Source organism: Mesorhizobium sp. M0802, from assembly GCF_040320115.1.
Lineage (GTDB): Bacteria > Pseudomonadota > Alphaproteobacteria > Rhizobiales > Rhizobiaceae > Mesorhizobium.
This window is the reverse complement of record NZ_JAMYOY010000003.1, coordinates 343,213-356,016: the sequence shown is the minus strand read 5'-3', so window position 1 is coordinate 356,016 and position 12,804 is coordinate 343,213. Positions and strand designations below refer to the sequence as shown.

The 12,804-nt window shown below is 60.9% G+C and carries 13 protein-coding genes; 8 read left to right on the top strand and 5 right to left on the bottom strand.

Going from position 1 to position 12,804, the window contains the following annotated elements; translation table 11 throughout:
• Nucleotides 1-99: 99 nt before the first annotated feature.
• Nucleotides 100-990 carry a LysR family transcriptional regulator gene (locus NKI10_RS07625; protein WP_352859384.1) on the bottom strand — a complete coding sequence of 297 codons (891 nt, stop codon included), beginning with the start codon at nucleotides 988-990 and terminating at the stop codon, nucleotides 100-102.
• A gap of 121 nt (nucleotides 991-1,111) precedes the next feature.
• Between NKI10_RS07625 and tmpA the strand changes: the two genes are divergently transcribed.
• From tmpA to NKI10_RS07610, 3 genes are all read left to right on the top strand, one after another.
• Nucleotides 1,112-2,263, top strand: a complete 1,152-nt coding sequence (gene tmpA, locus NKI10_RS07620) for a 2-trimethylaminoethylphosphonate dioxygenase (RefSeq protein ID WP_352859382.1) — start codon at nucleotides 1,112-1,114, stop codon at nucleotides 2,261-2,263.
• The gene (tmpB, locus tag NKI10_RS07615) at nucleotides 2,260-2,844 is read left to right on the top strand and encodes a (R)-1-hydroxy-2-trimethylaminoethylphosphonate oxygenase (protein WP_352859380.1); all 585 of its coding nucleotides are present in this window, start codon (nucleotides 2,260-2,262) and stop codon (nucleotides 2,842-2,844) included. Before tmpA ends, tmpB begins: the two co-directional genes overlap by 4 nt.
• Nucleotides 2,845-3,236: 392 nt before the next feature.
• Nucleotides 3,237-3,665 (top strand): hypothetical protein, encoded by a 429-nt coding sequence (locus tag NKI10_RS07610; protein WP_023699032.1) that lies wholly within the window; start codon nucleotides 3,237-3,239, stop codon nucleotides 3,663-3,665.
• 49 nt (nucleotides 3,666-3,714) lie between these two features.
• Here NKI10_RS07610 and NKI10_RS07605 read toward each other — a convergent pair whose 3' ends face one another.
• The 3 genes from NKI10_RS07605 to NKI10_RS07595 all read right to left on the bottom strand — a co-directional run bounded on the left by NKI10_RS07605 (nucleotide 3,715) and on the right by NKI10_RS07595 (nucleotide 6,216).
• On the bottom strand, nucleotides 3,715-4,362 hold the full coding sequence (locus tag NKI10_RS07605; RefSeq protein ID WP_023668347.1) for a LuxR C-terminal-related transcriptional regulator: 648 nt from the start codon (nucleotides 4,360-4,362) through the stop codon (nucleotides 3,715-3,717).
• A complete protein-coding gene (locus tag NKI10_RS07600; RefSeq protein WP_023690914.1) occupies nucleotides 4,359-5,750 on the bottom strand; it encodes a sensor histidine kinase in 1,392 nt (463 codons plus the stop codon). Before NKI10_RS07600 ends, NKI10_RS07605 begins: the two co-directional genes overlap by 4 nt.
• A 163-nt stretch (nucleotides 5,751-5,913) precedes the next feature.
• On the bottom strand, nucleotides 5,914-6,216 hold the full coding sequence (locus tag NKI10_RS07595; protein WP_023731684.1) for a DUF1236 domain-containing protein: 303 nt from the start codon (nucleotides 6,214-6,216) through the stop codon (nucleotides 5,914-5,916).
• A gap of 573 nt (nucleotides 6,217-6,789) precedes the next feature.
• On the opposite strand from NKI10_RS07595, the gene NKI10_RS07590 reads away from it, so the two are divergent.
• The 3 genes from NKI10_RS07590 to ilvN all read left to right on the top strand — a co-directional run bounded on the left by NKI10_RS07590 (nucleotide 6,790) and on the right by ilvN (nucleotide 10,498).
• The gene (locus tag NKI10_RS07590) at nucleotides 6,790-7,716 is read left to right on the top strand and encodes a DUF1236 domain-containing protein (protein ID WP_352859379.1); all 927 of its coding nucleotides are present in this window, start codon (nucleotides 6,790-6,792) and stop codon (nucleotides 7,714-7,716) included.
• A gap of 331 nt (nucleotides 7,717-8,047) precedes the next feature.
• Nucleotides 8,048-9,844, top strand: coding sequence for an acetolactate synthase 3 large subunit (locus tag NKI10_RS07585; RefSeq protein WP_023668351.1), 1,797 nt, complete (start codon nucleotides 8,048-8,050; stop codon nucleotides 9,842-9,844).
• A gap of 81 nt (nucleotides 9,845-9,925) precedes the next feature.
• Nucleotides 9,926-10,498: an acetolactate synthase small subunit gene (ilvN, locus tag NKI10_RS07580; protein ID WP_023668352.1), complete on the top strand. Its 573-nt coding sequence runs from the start codon at nucleotides 9,926-9,928 to the stop codon at nucleotides 10,496-10,498.
• 11 nt (nucleotides 10,499-10,509) lie between these two features.
• Here the strand turns inward: ilvN and NKI10_RS07575 are convergent, their stop codons facing one another.
• On the bottom strand, nucleotides 10,510-10,890 hold the full coding sequence (locus NKI10_RS07575) for a metalloregulator ArsR/SmtB family transcription factor (protein WP_023702997.1): 381 nt from the start codon (nucleotides 10,888-10,890) through the stop codon (nucleotides 10,510-10,512).
• 156 nt (nucleotides 10,891-11,046) lie between these two features.
• On the opposite strand from NKI10_RS07575, the gene NKI10_RS07570 reads away from it, so the two are divergent.
• Both NKI10_RS07570 and NKI10_RS07565 read left to right on the top strand, forming a co-directional pair.
• A complete protein-coding gene (locus tag NKI10_RS07570; protein WP_023714739.1) occupies nucleotides 11,047-12,003 on the top strand; it encodes an acyl-CoA desaturase in 957 nt (318 codons plus the stop codon).
• 123 nt (nucleotides 12,004-12,126) lie between these two features.
• Nucleotides 12,127-12,723 (top strand): LysE family translocator, encoded by a 597-nt coding sequence (locus tag NKI10_RS07565; RefSeq protein ID WP_023688075.1) that lies wholly within the window; start codon nucleotides 12,127-12,129, stop codon nucleotides 12,721-12,723.
• Nucleotides 12,724-12,804 lie beyond the last annotated feature (81 nt).

The window sequence follows — 12,804 nt, the reverse complement described above, 5'->3', positions numbered from 1 at the left end:
GCGGAACCCTGCCGAAGCTTGACGTCCGGCCTGGCGCAGTATCGCGACAAATTATGCGCCGCGTCACGTCGTCCAATAGTTTGCCGCGTATTCAGGGGCTTATCGGGAAATCGGGACGCCGAAGACCGTCACGAACCAGCGGCGGACCGCTTCTTCGGCAGGGCTCAGATGCGCGCCCGAGGGTGCGGTTAGATAGTGGCCGGCACCGCTCGACAGAGCGAAGCCGGAAAGGGTGACAAGCGATCCGTCGCGCAGTGCCGCGTCGGCCAACGGTCGCGATCCCAGCACCATGCCGGCGCCGTGCTTCGCCGCCTCCAACGCGGTAACGAAACTGTCGAATTTGTGCGTCGGCCCCAGCGCCGGCTTCATCCGGGCGACGGCGAACCACTCGCCCCACATTTCCCGCGCGCCGACCACTGTAAGTCTCGGCAATCCTGTCCAATCCTTGGCCTTGGCGAGATGCGGCGACGCCATCGGCGTCAAGGTTTCGCGGGTCAGGCGGTCGGCCTGCCGTCCGGCAAAAGAGCCGGGGCCAATGCCGAATCGGATGTCGAGACCCACAAAGCGCTCGCCATAATCGGCCGGTGTGTGGATGGTCTCGATCTGCAGCTGGACGAAGGGCAGGTCCTTGGCTATTTGCGGCAGCTTCGGCGCGATCATCAGCACGGCAAACGAGATCGGCGAGCGTATCGTCACGCTCTGGACGGTCTTGGGTTCAAACAGCTCGCGCGTGCTGTTGGCGATCACGGCGAAGGCCGATTGCAGATGCGGCAGGTAGGCGGCACCCTCCGGCGTCAATTCGACGCCGCGCGCCAGGCGGATGAACAGCGGCTGCTTCAACCGCTCTTCGAGAGAACGGATGTGCTGGCTGACCGCAGCCTGGGTCAGGCCAAGCTCGGCCGCGGCGGCGGTGAAATTCGACAGCCGCGCGGCGGCCTCGAAACTCCGCAGCCAGTCAAGCGGGGGCAAGGGCAGGGTTGTCAGAGGCATAAACTGTTTATGGCCTTTGGCTGCAAAATGATAATTTGAGTTATGCTTTCGACATCATCACGATGCAACCGGAAACCCTGCGGAGTTGGCTGCGGGGCGCAGCGGACAGGAACGGATCCCCATGCTTACCCAGGCGCTGATCGGCGACGAAGGAAGAACGATCGACCTCGGGTGGAAGGACGGCGCGCGCACTCGCTTTCACGCCATGTGGTTGCGCGACAATGCGCTCGACGACAAGACGCGCAGCGCCGGCAACGGCCAGCGGCTGATCACCATTCTCGACATTCCGGCGCAAACGCGGATCGGCGCAGCCGCGATCAAGGGCGATGCGCTTGAAGTCAGTTTCGAACCGGAGGGAAAGACGGTGCGCTTTCCTGCGGCATGGCTGAGCGCCAATGCCTATGACCGCGATGCCGCCCGACAGCCCGGCTGGACAGGCGAGGGCACCGTGCGATGGACCAGGGCCTCTATGCAGAATTCGGTGCCGCGCGCCGGCTATGTCGCGGCCAGCCGCGACCGCGCCGTCTTGCGGCAATGGCTGTCGGCGGTGAAGACCTACGGCTTCGCGGTGATGGACGATCTGCCGGCCGAATCCGGGGCGCTGTGCAAAGTGTCCGATCTGTTCGGCTATATCAGGGAGACCAATTACGGCCGCTGGTTCGAGGTGCGCGCCGAGGTCAATCCAACCAATCTGGCCTACACCAATCTTGGCCTGCAGGCGCACACCGACAACCCCTATCGTGATCCGGTGCCGACCTTGCAGATCCTGGCCTGTATCGAAAACACGGTGGAGGGCGGCGAATCCAGCGTCGTCGATGGTTTTGCCGTGGCGGCCGCGCTGCAGGCCGAAAACCCCGAAGGCTTCCGGCTGTTGAGTTCATACCCGGCGCGTTTCGAATATGCGGGGTCGTCGGGCGTGCGATTGCAGGCCAAGCGGCCGATGATCGAGCTCGGGCCGGATGGCGAACTCATCGCCATCCGCTTCAACAACCGCTCGCTGGCGCCGACGGTCGATGTGCCGTTCGCGGAGATGGAGGCCTACTACGCCGCCTATCGCCGGTTTGCCGAACTGATCGAGGATCCGTCCTTCGAAGTGACCTTCAAGCTCGAGGCAGGCCAGGCCTTCATCGTCGATAACACCCGCGTCATGCATGCCCGCAAGCAATTCTCCGGCGCCGGCAAGCGCTGGCTGCAGGGCTGCTACGCCGACAAGGATGGCCTTTTGTCGACGCTGTCGGCGATCGAACACGAGTTCAAGGAAGCCGCGGAATGAGCAGCCAGGATTTGAACGCGGACACCATCGTCGAATTCATCGCCGATATTTTCGAACGCCGAGGGGCGGAATCCTATCTCGGCGAACCCGTCACCATGTCGGAGCACATGTTGCAGGGCGCCTGGTTCGCCGAAAAGGACGGCGCGCCCGATGTGCTGGTGGCGGCAGCACTGCTGCACGATATCGGCCACTACACCAGCGAGTTCGGCACCTATTCGCCCGACGATATCGAGGACAAGCATCATGACGAAGCCGGCGGCGAGGTGCTGGCGCCGTTCTTTCCACCGGTGATCGTCGAATGCGTCAGGCTGCATGTCGCGGCCAAGCGCTACCTCTGCGCTACCGACCCGACCTATTTCGGCAGGCTGTCGCAGGCCTCGGTCCACACGCTGTCGCTGCAAGGCGGGCCGATGAACGCCGAAGAGGTGGCCGAGTTCCGCAAGAACCCGTTCCACGAGGAAGCGGTTCGGGTCCGCATCTGGGACGAGGCCGGCAAGATCGCCAACATGAAGACCCGGGCATTTCGCGACTACATGCCGCTGCTGCAACGGGTTGTCCGCGACTTCGCCAATAGCGCCTGATCATAATCCGGGAAAGGAACGGCATGTGCTACCGCTTCGACGGCGAGCATGCGCTAACCGTATGCCGGAGACCTGCCGCAAGCGTCTGCGTGCCGCAGGCGCTCGCGCCTCGCTGCCGATCCCTACCGGTGACGAGCCTTGTCACCGCGGATTTTATTGCGACATCCGTCGGCGCGGCCAAGATCAGTAGGTCAGACTTCGGTGTATATTTGACTCAGACGAAGGTCTGAGAATCGAGCTGAAAGCACGAAAAGAGAGTTTCCTCAGCGTTTGTAAGCCGCAATTTTGGGCTGTTCATTCTTGAATACCGTGACACATCATGATGTGATGGTGGCATGAATGGAGAAAGGCAGCCCCTGTTTTCATCCGTGCGTCGCTGGGCGTACTTTAGCTTGCGCGTATTCGCGGCGGTTGCGGTGACGATGCCGGTGCTTGGTCTGCGGTTGAGCCATGTCGACGGCTACAAGATCGAATTCGCCGCTGCCAGCGCCAAGAGCGGAAACAATGGCAATGGTAACGGTGGTGGCAACGGTAGTGGTAATGGTAATGGCTCAGGCGGCAACGCCGGGAATGGCAACGCCAACGGAAAGGGAAAAAATGGTGCCGGCGACAACGCCCCCGGTAGCCAAGCTCCCAGTAGCCAAGTCAATGCCGCTGGCGACACGGTGACGGTACAGGGCGCCAAAATCCAGGTCGTGCATCGCGATGGATTCAGCGAAAGCATCGAGGCCGGCCGCTTCACTATGAAGGATCCGCTTGGAAGGACAATTGTCGAACGCGCCGTAAGGGCCTCCGACATTGCTCGTCTGAAAGGGCTGTAACTGTTGGTTCGCCAACCAGCATCCGACCTTCAGACAAGCCCCGATCTCCCTATACAAGACCCGTTTTGGGCGCGTGCATAAGAATGGCTGCTTCGGTGCGGTTTCGCACCTTTAGCTTTTGAAATATCCGAGTCATGTGGTGTTTTACCGTTTTCTCCTGCAGGTTGAGACGTTTGGCGACTTCTTTATTGCTCAGTCCTTCGCCTACCAAGGAGATTATCCCAAGCTCGCGTCCCGAGAGATTCGCAACCAGATCGGTTGTGCGCTTTTCCGGCCGGATCAGTTCATTCAAAAGCTGCGCTGACAGGGTCGGCGAAACATATTTTTTTCCTGCGGCTATATAAGTCAGCACCTCGGCCAGCGATGCCGCCCCAATCCCTTTCAGCACATATCCGCGTACGCCCAGCCTGAGCGCCGTTGCCAGATCGGCGTTCGCCTCCGAGACGGTGAGCATGACGATCTTGCAGTCAGGCTGAGTTGCAAGAATATTTTCCGCTGCGGCCAGACCCCCTCCCGGCAAACTGATGTCGAGCAGCAATATGTCGGGATTTGCCAGGGCCGCAAGCTGTTCGGCATCCGTCGCGGTTTCGCCCGCACCAACGACTTCGAAGCCGCCGATTTCGGCGAGGCTGCGAGCCACACCCTCGCGAAACAGCGGATGATCATCAACAATGGCAATCCTTATGGGAGCGGTCATTTCTGGTCCTCGATGTTGAGCGTTATGGTCAGCCGGGTCCCCCTGGGGCTCGAAAAGGTCTCGAAGTGACCTCCGATACTTTCGATACGTTCCCTCATACCGGCGAGTCCAAGTCCTTCACACGATCCCGACTGGAATCCAGGGCCGTGATCAAGCACTTGAATGAGGAGCTTGCCCTGCGTCACTCTCGCCTTGACAGCCTGCCCCTTGCCCAGACCGTGTCGCCAGGCGTTGTTTAGCCCCTCCTGCGCGAAGCGAAAGATGCTTATTTTCTCGGACGTCCCCAGGTCGGGCAGGCGAGATGGCAGTGAAAGCGATACGGAAGAGGCTGTACGGCGTTCATGTTCGGCAACCGCAAGCCGCAATATCTCCGCGACTGTCGAAGCTTCGATCTGTGGCAGCACGAGGCCGGTGCAGATGGCGCGGATCTCCCGCATCGCCTCATCCAACGTATGATGGATATCGGCGATCTCGGTCTTGCGGTGGCTTGGGGATGCGGCGGGATCGAGCAGCAGAGGGCTGTCCATGCGCAGCGCAGCCAGTGCGACGAGCTGAGCTGGACCGTCATGCAAATCAGACCCGATGCGACGCAAGTAACGTTCGTTGATTGCCGTTGCGCGGCGCGACGCCTGCTGGACGCGCTCCCGCAAAGCGGAATTCTGCTCCAAAAGCAACTGAAGCTCCGCCACTTGTGTCTCAAGCGCTGAACGCTGCGTTTCGATAGTGCTGCTGCCGCGAAGCACGATTCCCGAGAGCATCGCCAAGGCGACCGCGGTCGCGCCAGCCACGAGCAGCCAGCTCGACCATAGTGCCGAGTTTAAAGTGCCCTGAAGATCGTCGGCTATCTCGTAGAACTCGGAAACGGCCACAACATCGCCCGACCACGGCTCTCGAACCGGATTGTAGATCTCGAGCAGCGAGGCGGTGGGGCTCTTCCGTTCCTTCCTTTCATTTTCGTCCAGATCATTGAATTGCGCCACCACGTTTCCGCCGAACGCATGCAGCAAGTTCGCATTTGGCTCGAAGGTCTGGCCAATAAGAGCCGCGTCTTTGGCGTACAGCACCTTGCCATCACGCCGCCAAAGCACGAACGACGCCAGTTTTTTTCCGAGAGCACCCTGGTCCAGGGTTTCATCGAGTGCCCGTTTAACGGTGTCGCTGAGCTGCTGGCTTTTGCGCATATCCGGCAGGATTGGCGCGATGACACTGTCGACGTAAAGCGCGGTCGTGCTTGCAGAGTTGCGGATCACTCCATCTCGTATTTGCGAGGTGACCCATAGGCCGACGACCAGCATCAGCGACAGCAGCCCAATGCTTCCGACTATGATGAACTGCCAAGCCAACGATAGCCTGTTCCAGTTTTGATAGAGACTATCAATGTAGCGCACGTCTCAACCGACCCCGCGAGCTTTGGCCGTGCCAAAATCCTAAGCCATCCTACAACTAGAACGGTCGATGGTGCGAGCAAGCGCTAGGTTGAATTGCCGGGGAAACCGCATTTTCAGGGCATGATCCCACCGCCACCCGCGGGGAACGGCGGTGGGATCAGCGTTACTGTATGATCTTGACGATCTTCCGCGTGCCGGGGTCGACCAGCACGGTTCGCCCGTCGACCACAACGTAGCGATACTTGACGCTCGGCACTTCATGCAGTTCCACCGTGTCGGGAATGGCGGTCCCCACGTTCAATTCGACACCTGGAATCTTCACCGACGCAAGGGGCTGCTTTTTCACGTATTCGCGCACAACCGTTTCCTGCTCCGGCGCGATGATGACGTCTTGAGCAGCAACTACGCCCGCGCTCGCGAGCAGCAAGAATCCGGCAATTGCGGTCGACTGGTACATGGTCGTCATGATTCTCTCCTTCATGCGAGCAACGCTCATGCATCTTGCGCGAGCTCGATTCCGATACGGTGGTGTTGGTGAGGTTGATGCACACCGCAAGCCGAACGGGCTTTTCGCGGCTGCGTTCCCGTGTGGGGCTTCGGTCCGGGCGTCATCGGGCCAATGGACGATAGGGGGAGGGACCAAAGTCTGGTGCCAGGCTGTAGAGGTCCTAGAGCCTCCTCAGGGCGGAACACAGGGTTCTCGGCATCGTTGAGATCAGCACTTGTGGGAGGCGTTAATGGACAACAGCGTCCATCAGGCACGATGGTTGCTCTTGCCTGTTTTCGGGGTAGCCATCCTGGTCATGACGACGGGAGTACTTCTAAGCTTGTGAGGCTGGTGTCATCGCTATGGGATCACAAGCTCAGCAGATGTTACGTTGCATTAATTGTTTGATGCAATTTGTAGGTGATTGTTGCAAAATTACTGCCTACATTCATTGGTCTTCTTAGAAGCCCGATTTTATTCACAAAATGTGGAACAAAGTATTTTTGGCAGAGTTGGCTAGGCTGAGGGACCGACTCTTTAAGGAGAAAGCAGATGAAACATGTGTTGATCACGAGCATGATTGCGCTTGGCGTCGGGTGCGGCGCCGCGATCGCCCAGACCCAGGCCGTGCAGCCGAGCGGCGGCGACAACTGTGCCGCCGGCGCGGCCGATTGCCAGAAGGGCGGCAAGGCCGGAGAACAGGCGCAAGGCAAGATGAAGTCACAGACCGATCAGACTGCACAGGGCCAGGCTGGCGCCACGACCGATCAGCAGGCTCAGGGCAAAGCCAAGCTCAAGACGGATGAACAGGCACAGGGCAAGGCCGGGACCAGTACCGAGCAGAATGCTCAGGGTCAGGCCGGCGCCACGACCGATCAGCAGGCTCAGGGCAAGGCCAAGCTCAAGACGGATGAACAGGCCCAGGGCAAGGCCGGGACCAGCACCGAGCAGCAGGCTCAGGGCAAGGCCAAGCTCAAGACGGATGAACAGGCCCAAGGCAAGGCCGGGACCAGCACCGAGCAGAACGCTCAGGGCCAGACCGGCACCAGCACCGAGAAGCAGGCTCAGGGCAAAGCCGGGACCAGCACCGAGCAGAACGCTCAGGGCCAGACCGGCACCAGCACGGATCAGCAGGCCCAGGGCAAGGCCGGGACCACCACCGAGCAGAACGCTCAGGGCAACACAAACGTTCAGACCGACCAGGGCAATACGGCCTCGATCAACAACGTGACCGTCGAGCAGAAGACGCAGGTCACGCAGATCATCCACGAGACCAGGGTTGAGCCGGTGAAGAACGTCGACTTCGACATTTCGGTCGGCATCGAGGTGCCGCGGCACAAAGTGCGCCTGCATCGTCTGCCGGCGCGCATTGTCAAGATCGTCCCGGCCTACGAATCCTATGAGTACTTCGTGCTGGCCGACGGGCGCATCGTCATCGTCGACCCGGATACGTACAAAATCGTGCTGATCCTGACGTGACACGGCAGTGGCTCTTGTTCCCGGCGCGGTGCGATTGAGGGGTATCGTGTGCGCCGCGGTGGCCCGCCGACCAGAGGCGGCGGGCCACTTGCTTTGTCTTTCGCATCGCGCGTTTTTCCCGTTGACACCTTGCCTTTCACCCTCGTAGTGTCCGCCACGATGAAAAAGGCACTCATTCTCGTAGGAAAGCGCGTGGGCAAGGCGGTGTAACCGCCGGGCGAAAACCTCCCATGCGCAACACACAGGCTCCCATCGGGGGCCTTTTTTATTGCCCGAAACACGACTAAACGACCAGCAATCGCCTCATGGCTAGAAGTACGGGACCAGACCGATGAGCAACGGACAGAACGAACGGCGCGAAATGCCAAACAGGGAAATGACTGGCGCCGAAATGGTGGTGCAGGCGCTGAAGGACAACGGCGTCAAGCATGTCTTCGGTTATCCCGGCGGCGCGGTGCTTCCGATCTATGACGAAATCTTCCAGCAGGACGAGGTCGAGCACATCCTCGTCCGCCACGAGCAAGGCGCAGGGCATGCGGCCGAAGGCTATGCCCGCTCGACCGGCAAGGCCGGCGTCATGCTGGTGACCTCCGGCCCTGGCGCCACCAATGCGGTGACGCCGCTGCAGGATGCGCTGATGGATTCGATCCCGCTGGTCTGCCTGACCGGGCAGGTGCCGACTTCGCTGATCGGCTCCGACGCGTTCCAGGAGTGCGACACGGTCGGCATCACGCGCCCCTGCACCAAGCACAACTGGCTGGTGAAGGACGTCAACGAATTGGCCGCCACCATCCATGAGGCCTTCCATGTCGCGACGACCGGCCGCCCCGGCCCGGTGGTGGTCGACATTCCGAAGGATGTGCAGTTCGCCAAAGGCATCTATGTGCCGCCGCAGGCGGCGCCGCGCACCAGCTACCAGCCGAAGGTCCAGGGCGACCTGGAAAAGATCAAGGCCGCCGTCGAACTGATGGCCAGCGCCAAGAAGCCGATCATCTATTCGGGCGGGGGCGTCATCAACTCCGGTCCGGAGGCCAGCCATCTGCTGCGCGAACTGGTCGACCTCACCGGCTTCCCGATCACCTCGACGCTGATGGGCCTCGGCGCGTATCCGGCATCGGGCAAGAACTGGATGGGCATGCTGGGCATGCACGGCACTTATGAAGCCAATATGGCGATGCATGATTGCGACGTGATGATCTGCATAGGCGCGCGCTTCGACGACCGCATCACCGGACGGCTGACCGCCTTCTCGCCCAACTCGAAGAAGATCCACATCGACATCGATCCATCGTCGATCAACAAGAACGTGCACACGGAAGTGCCCATCATCGGCGATGTCGGCCGGGTGCTGGAGGATATGGTGCGGCTGTGGCGGGCGAGCGCCAAGGCCGACAAGAAGGCGCTCCATCCCTGGTGGGAGCAGATAGCCAAATGGCGCGCGCGTGACTCGCTCGCCTTCAAGATGAACCACGATGTGATCATGCCGCAATATGCCATCCAGCGGCTCTACGAACTGACCAAGGACATGGACACCTACATCACCACCGAGGTCGGCCAGCACCAGATGTGGGCGGCGCAGCACTATCATTTCGAGAAGCCGAACCGCTGGATGACGTCGGGCGGGTTGGGCACGATGGGCTACGGTCTGCCGGCTGCGCTCGGCGTGCAGATCGCGCACCCGGATGCGCTGGTCATCGACATCGCAGGCGATGCCTCGGTGCAGATGACGATGCAGGAGATGAGCGCGGCGGTGCAGCACAATGCGCCGATCAAGATCTTCATCCTCAACAACCAGTATATGGGCATGGTGCGCCAGTGGCAGCAGCTGCTGCACGGCAACCGTCTGTCGCATTCCTACACCGAAGCGATGCCCGACTTCGTCAAGCTGGCCGACGCATATGGCGGCCATGGCATTCGCTGCGAGAAGCCGGACGAGCTGGACGATGCGATCAAGGAGATGATCGCGGTGAAGAAGCCGGTGCTGTTCGATTGCCGGGTGGCGACGCTCGCCAACTGCTTCCCGATGATCCCGTCGGGCAAGGCGCATAATGAAATGCTCCTGCCCGACGAGGCGACCGACGAAGCCGTGGCCAACGCCATCGACGCCAAGGGCAGGGAACTGGTCTAGGTCCAAGCCGGGGCAGGGCTGTCGCGAGAAGCCGTGCGCAAACAGAGAATTAGCTCAAAGTCTGAAATCGAGATTCATGTCATGAACGCACAGCTTCAACCGACCGGCTCCGCCTATTTCATCGCCAAGGAAACGGAAAAGCCGGAGAACCACACGCTCTCCGTGCTGGTCGACAATGAGCCCGGTGTGCTTGCCCGGGTCATCGGCCTGTTTTCCGGCCGCGGTTATAACATCGAGAGCCTCACCGTCTCCGAGACCGAACACGAGAAGCACCTGTCGCGCATCACCATCGTGACGCGCGGCACGCCGCATGTGCTGGAGCAGATCAAGCACCAGCTCGAACGCATCGTACCGGTGCATCGCGTCGTCGATCTCACCGTGCGCTCGCACGAGTTCGGCCAGGAGCGGCCGCTGGAACGCGAGTTGGCGCTGGTCAAGGTCGCCGGCACCGGCGAAGCCCGCGTCGAGGCGCTGCGTCTGGCGGACGCTTTTCGCGCTTCGGTCATCGACGCCAACACCGAGCACTTCATCTTCGAGATTACCGGCAAGGGTTCGAAGCTCGACCAGTTCATCGCCATCATGAAGCCGCTCGGCCTGGTCGAGATCTGCCGCACCGGCGTGGCGGCGATGAACCGCGGCCCGCAAGGGATGTAGTCTCAGTCCAACTATTTTACCGGCTTGGGATCGACCTTGCCGCTCGCCAGATTCTTACTCTCCCTTTTGATCGGGCGCGATACCGGACAGACGTCCTGGACGAAGCCGTTCAGCGTGTTAACCAGATTGTTCTGGACCAGCGAGTAGCGGATGAATTGTCCCTGCCGCTCCCTGGCGATGAGGCCGGCCGTCTCCAGGATGCTCAGATGCTGCGAGATCGACGGCTTCGACATGTCGAAGCGCGCCGCGATCTCGCCCGCGGTCAGCGAGGAGTGGGCGAGATAGGCGAGGATCTTGCGCCTCGGCTGCGATGACAGCGCCTCGAACACGCGCTGTATGGCGCTGCTTGCCCCGATAGCCGTGTCGCCATCCGCTGCATTGTCTTCGATCACAGCCTGCCTCTGTCGTTTCGCTTCCGGTATTTAGTCTATTGCCTAAATACCTAAATCGGAATAGTAGATAGTTAGCTTATTGCCTAAATAAGCGCCGGCGCGCCGGAAGGCAAGGCTCTTTGGTCCGGAAATGTTTCCTGCAGAGGAGGGGTACCGATGAAGACCATATCCACAGGCAGAATGATCTCGCAGCCCTTGAGCGATGCCGAAGATGGCGAGGTCGTCTGGATGCCGGCCAAGTCGATCTGGGTCGGTGCGATGACGCTGATTGCGTTGGTGTTCGGGCCGCTGACCTTCAGCTGGAGCGCTTTCGCCCTGTTCGTAGCGACGACGGCGGTGACGATCTGCGCCGGACACTCGGTCGGCATGCATCGCCTGCTCATCCATCGCTCGTTCAAGGTTCACATCTGGCTCAAACACGCGCTGGTCTATCTCGGCACGCTCGTCGGCATGGCCGGTCCGTTCGGCATGATCTATGCGCATGACATACGAGACTGGGCGCAGCGCCAGACGGCTTGTCACGACCTGCACGCCCACCGCCGGCCTTTCTTCACCGACGCTTTCTGGCAAATGCATTGCGCCGTAGCGTTGCGCAATCCGCCTGACTTCGTCATCGAGCCGTCGATCAGAAACGACCGCTTCTACAAATTCGTCGAGCGGACCTGGATGCTGCAGCAACTGCCGTGGGCGATCCTTTTCTTGCTCCTCGGCGGGTGGAGCTGGGTGGTCTGGGGCATTGCGGTGCGTATCTCCGTGTCGCTGACCGGGCATTGGCTGGTCGGGCATTTCGCACATCGCAGCGGGCAGCAGGGCTGGCGCGTCGATGGCGTTGCCGTGCAGGGCTACAACCTGCCGCGTTTCGGCCTGGTGACCTTTGGCGAGAGTTTCCACGGCAATCACCATGCGTTTCCCGAATCCGCAAAGCTCGGCCTGGAACGCGGGCAGATCGATCTCGGCTGGCTCTTCATCCGCATCCTGGCTGCCCTCGGCCTCGCGCATGGCGTGAAGCTTCCCGGGAACACGCCGAGGCGCAAAGGCCTGCGGCGTGTGGCTGGCCGTCAGGAGGCCGCCGCCGCTCCCAGCCTGTTGTCGGCGCGGGCCCACGGCAGGTAGACTGTGCCGGCCTGGCTGGCTCGGGATAGGCGGATCACGGCGGAGCGCTTTGGACCAATGGAATGAGGTTGCGTCCAGCGCTCTGTCGATTTAAGTCAGCATTGCTGACCTTTGTGAGCCGTCATGACCCTCGACGCTTTCCTTGCCCTTTTGGTCTACGCCTTCGTGACCTCGATCACGCCGGGGCCGAACAACCTCATGCTCTTGGCGTCGGGCGTGAATTTCGGCCTGGTCAGAACCATTCCGCATATGCTGGGCATCAGCATGGGTTTCCTGGTGCTGTTGCTTGCTGTCGGCTTTGGCCTGGGCGCGGTGCTTACGGCGTTTCCGGCCTTGCACACCGGATTGAAGATCGCCGGCGCTGCCTATCTGCTCTATCTCGCCTGGAAGATCGCCATGTCGCGCTCGCTGTCCAGCAAGGGTGAGACGGAGGCACGGCCGATGCGGTTCATCGAGGCAGCCGCATTCCAGTGGGTCAATGCGAAAGCCTGGGTGATGGCGATCACCGCCATGGCCGTCTACTCCAATCCGGACCACCCGTTCCTGTCGGTGGCGCTGATCGCGATCGCCTTCACCGTCGTCAACCTGCCGAGCGTCTCGATGTGGGCCGGTTTCGGCACAGCGCTGCGCGGGTTCCTGTCGGATCCGGTGCGGCTGAAATGGTTCAACATCGCCATGGGCGTGCTCTTGGCGGCGACGCTCTGGCCGATGCTGAAATAGACGCATCCCGCCTGAGATCTCAACCGCATCCTGGCTGGTTTTCCGACTGCTGAGCCGGCTGCATAGTCATTGTGCAGTGCA

Excerpts from the sequence above, each read along its gene's own strand:
- ilvN (WP_023668352.1), top strand. The coding sequence starts at position 9,926 with ATGAACGCACAGCTTCAACCGACCGGCTCCGCCTATTTCATCGCCAAG.
- NKI10_RS07570 (WP_023714739.1), top strand. The coding sequence starts at position 11,047 with ATGAAGACCATATCCACAGGCAGAATGATCTCGCAGCCCTTGAGCGAT.
- NKI10_RS07590 (WP_352859379.1), top strand. The coding sequence starts at position 6,790 with ATGAAACATGTGTTGATCACGAGCATGATTGCGCTTGGCGTCGGGTGC.
- NKI10_RS07565 (WP_023688075.1), top strand. The coding sequence starts at position 12,127 with ATGACCCTCGACGCTTTCCTTGCCCTTTTGGTCTACGCCTTCGTGACC.
- NKI10_RS07595 (WP_023731684.1), bottom strand. The coding sequence starts at position 6,216 with ATGACGACCATGTACCAGTCGACCGCAATTGCCGGATTCTTGCTGCTC.
- tmpA (WP_352859382.1), top strand. The coding sequence starts at position 1,112 with ATGCTTACCCAGGCGCTGATCGGCGACGAAGGAAGAACGATCGACCTC.
- NKI10_RS07625 (WP_352859384.1), bottom strand. The coding sequence starts at position 990 with ATGCCTCTGACAACCCTGCCCTTGCCCCCGCTTGACTGGCTGCGGAGT.
- NKI10_RS07585 (WP_023668351.1), top strand. The coding sequence starts at position 8,048 with ATGAGCAACGGACAGAACGAACGGCGCGAAATGCCAAACAGGGAAATG.
- tmpB (WP_352859380.1), top strand. The coding sequence starts at position 2,260 with ATGAGCAGCCAGGATTTGAACGCGGACACCATCGTCGAATTCATCGCC.
- NKI10_RS07605 (WP_023668347.1), bottom strand. The coding sequence starts at position 4,362 with ATGACCGCTCCCATAAGGATTGCCATTGTTGATGATCATCCGCTGTTT.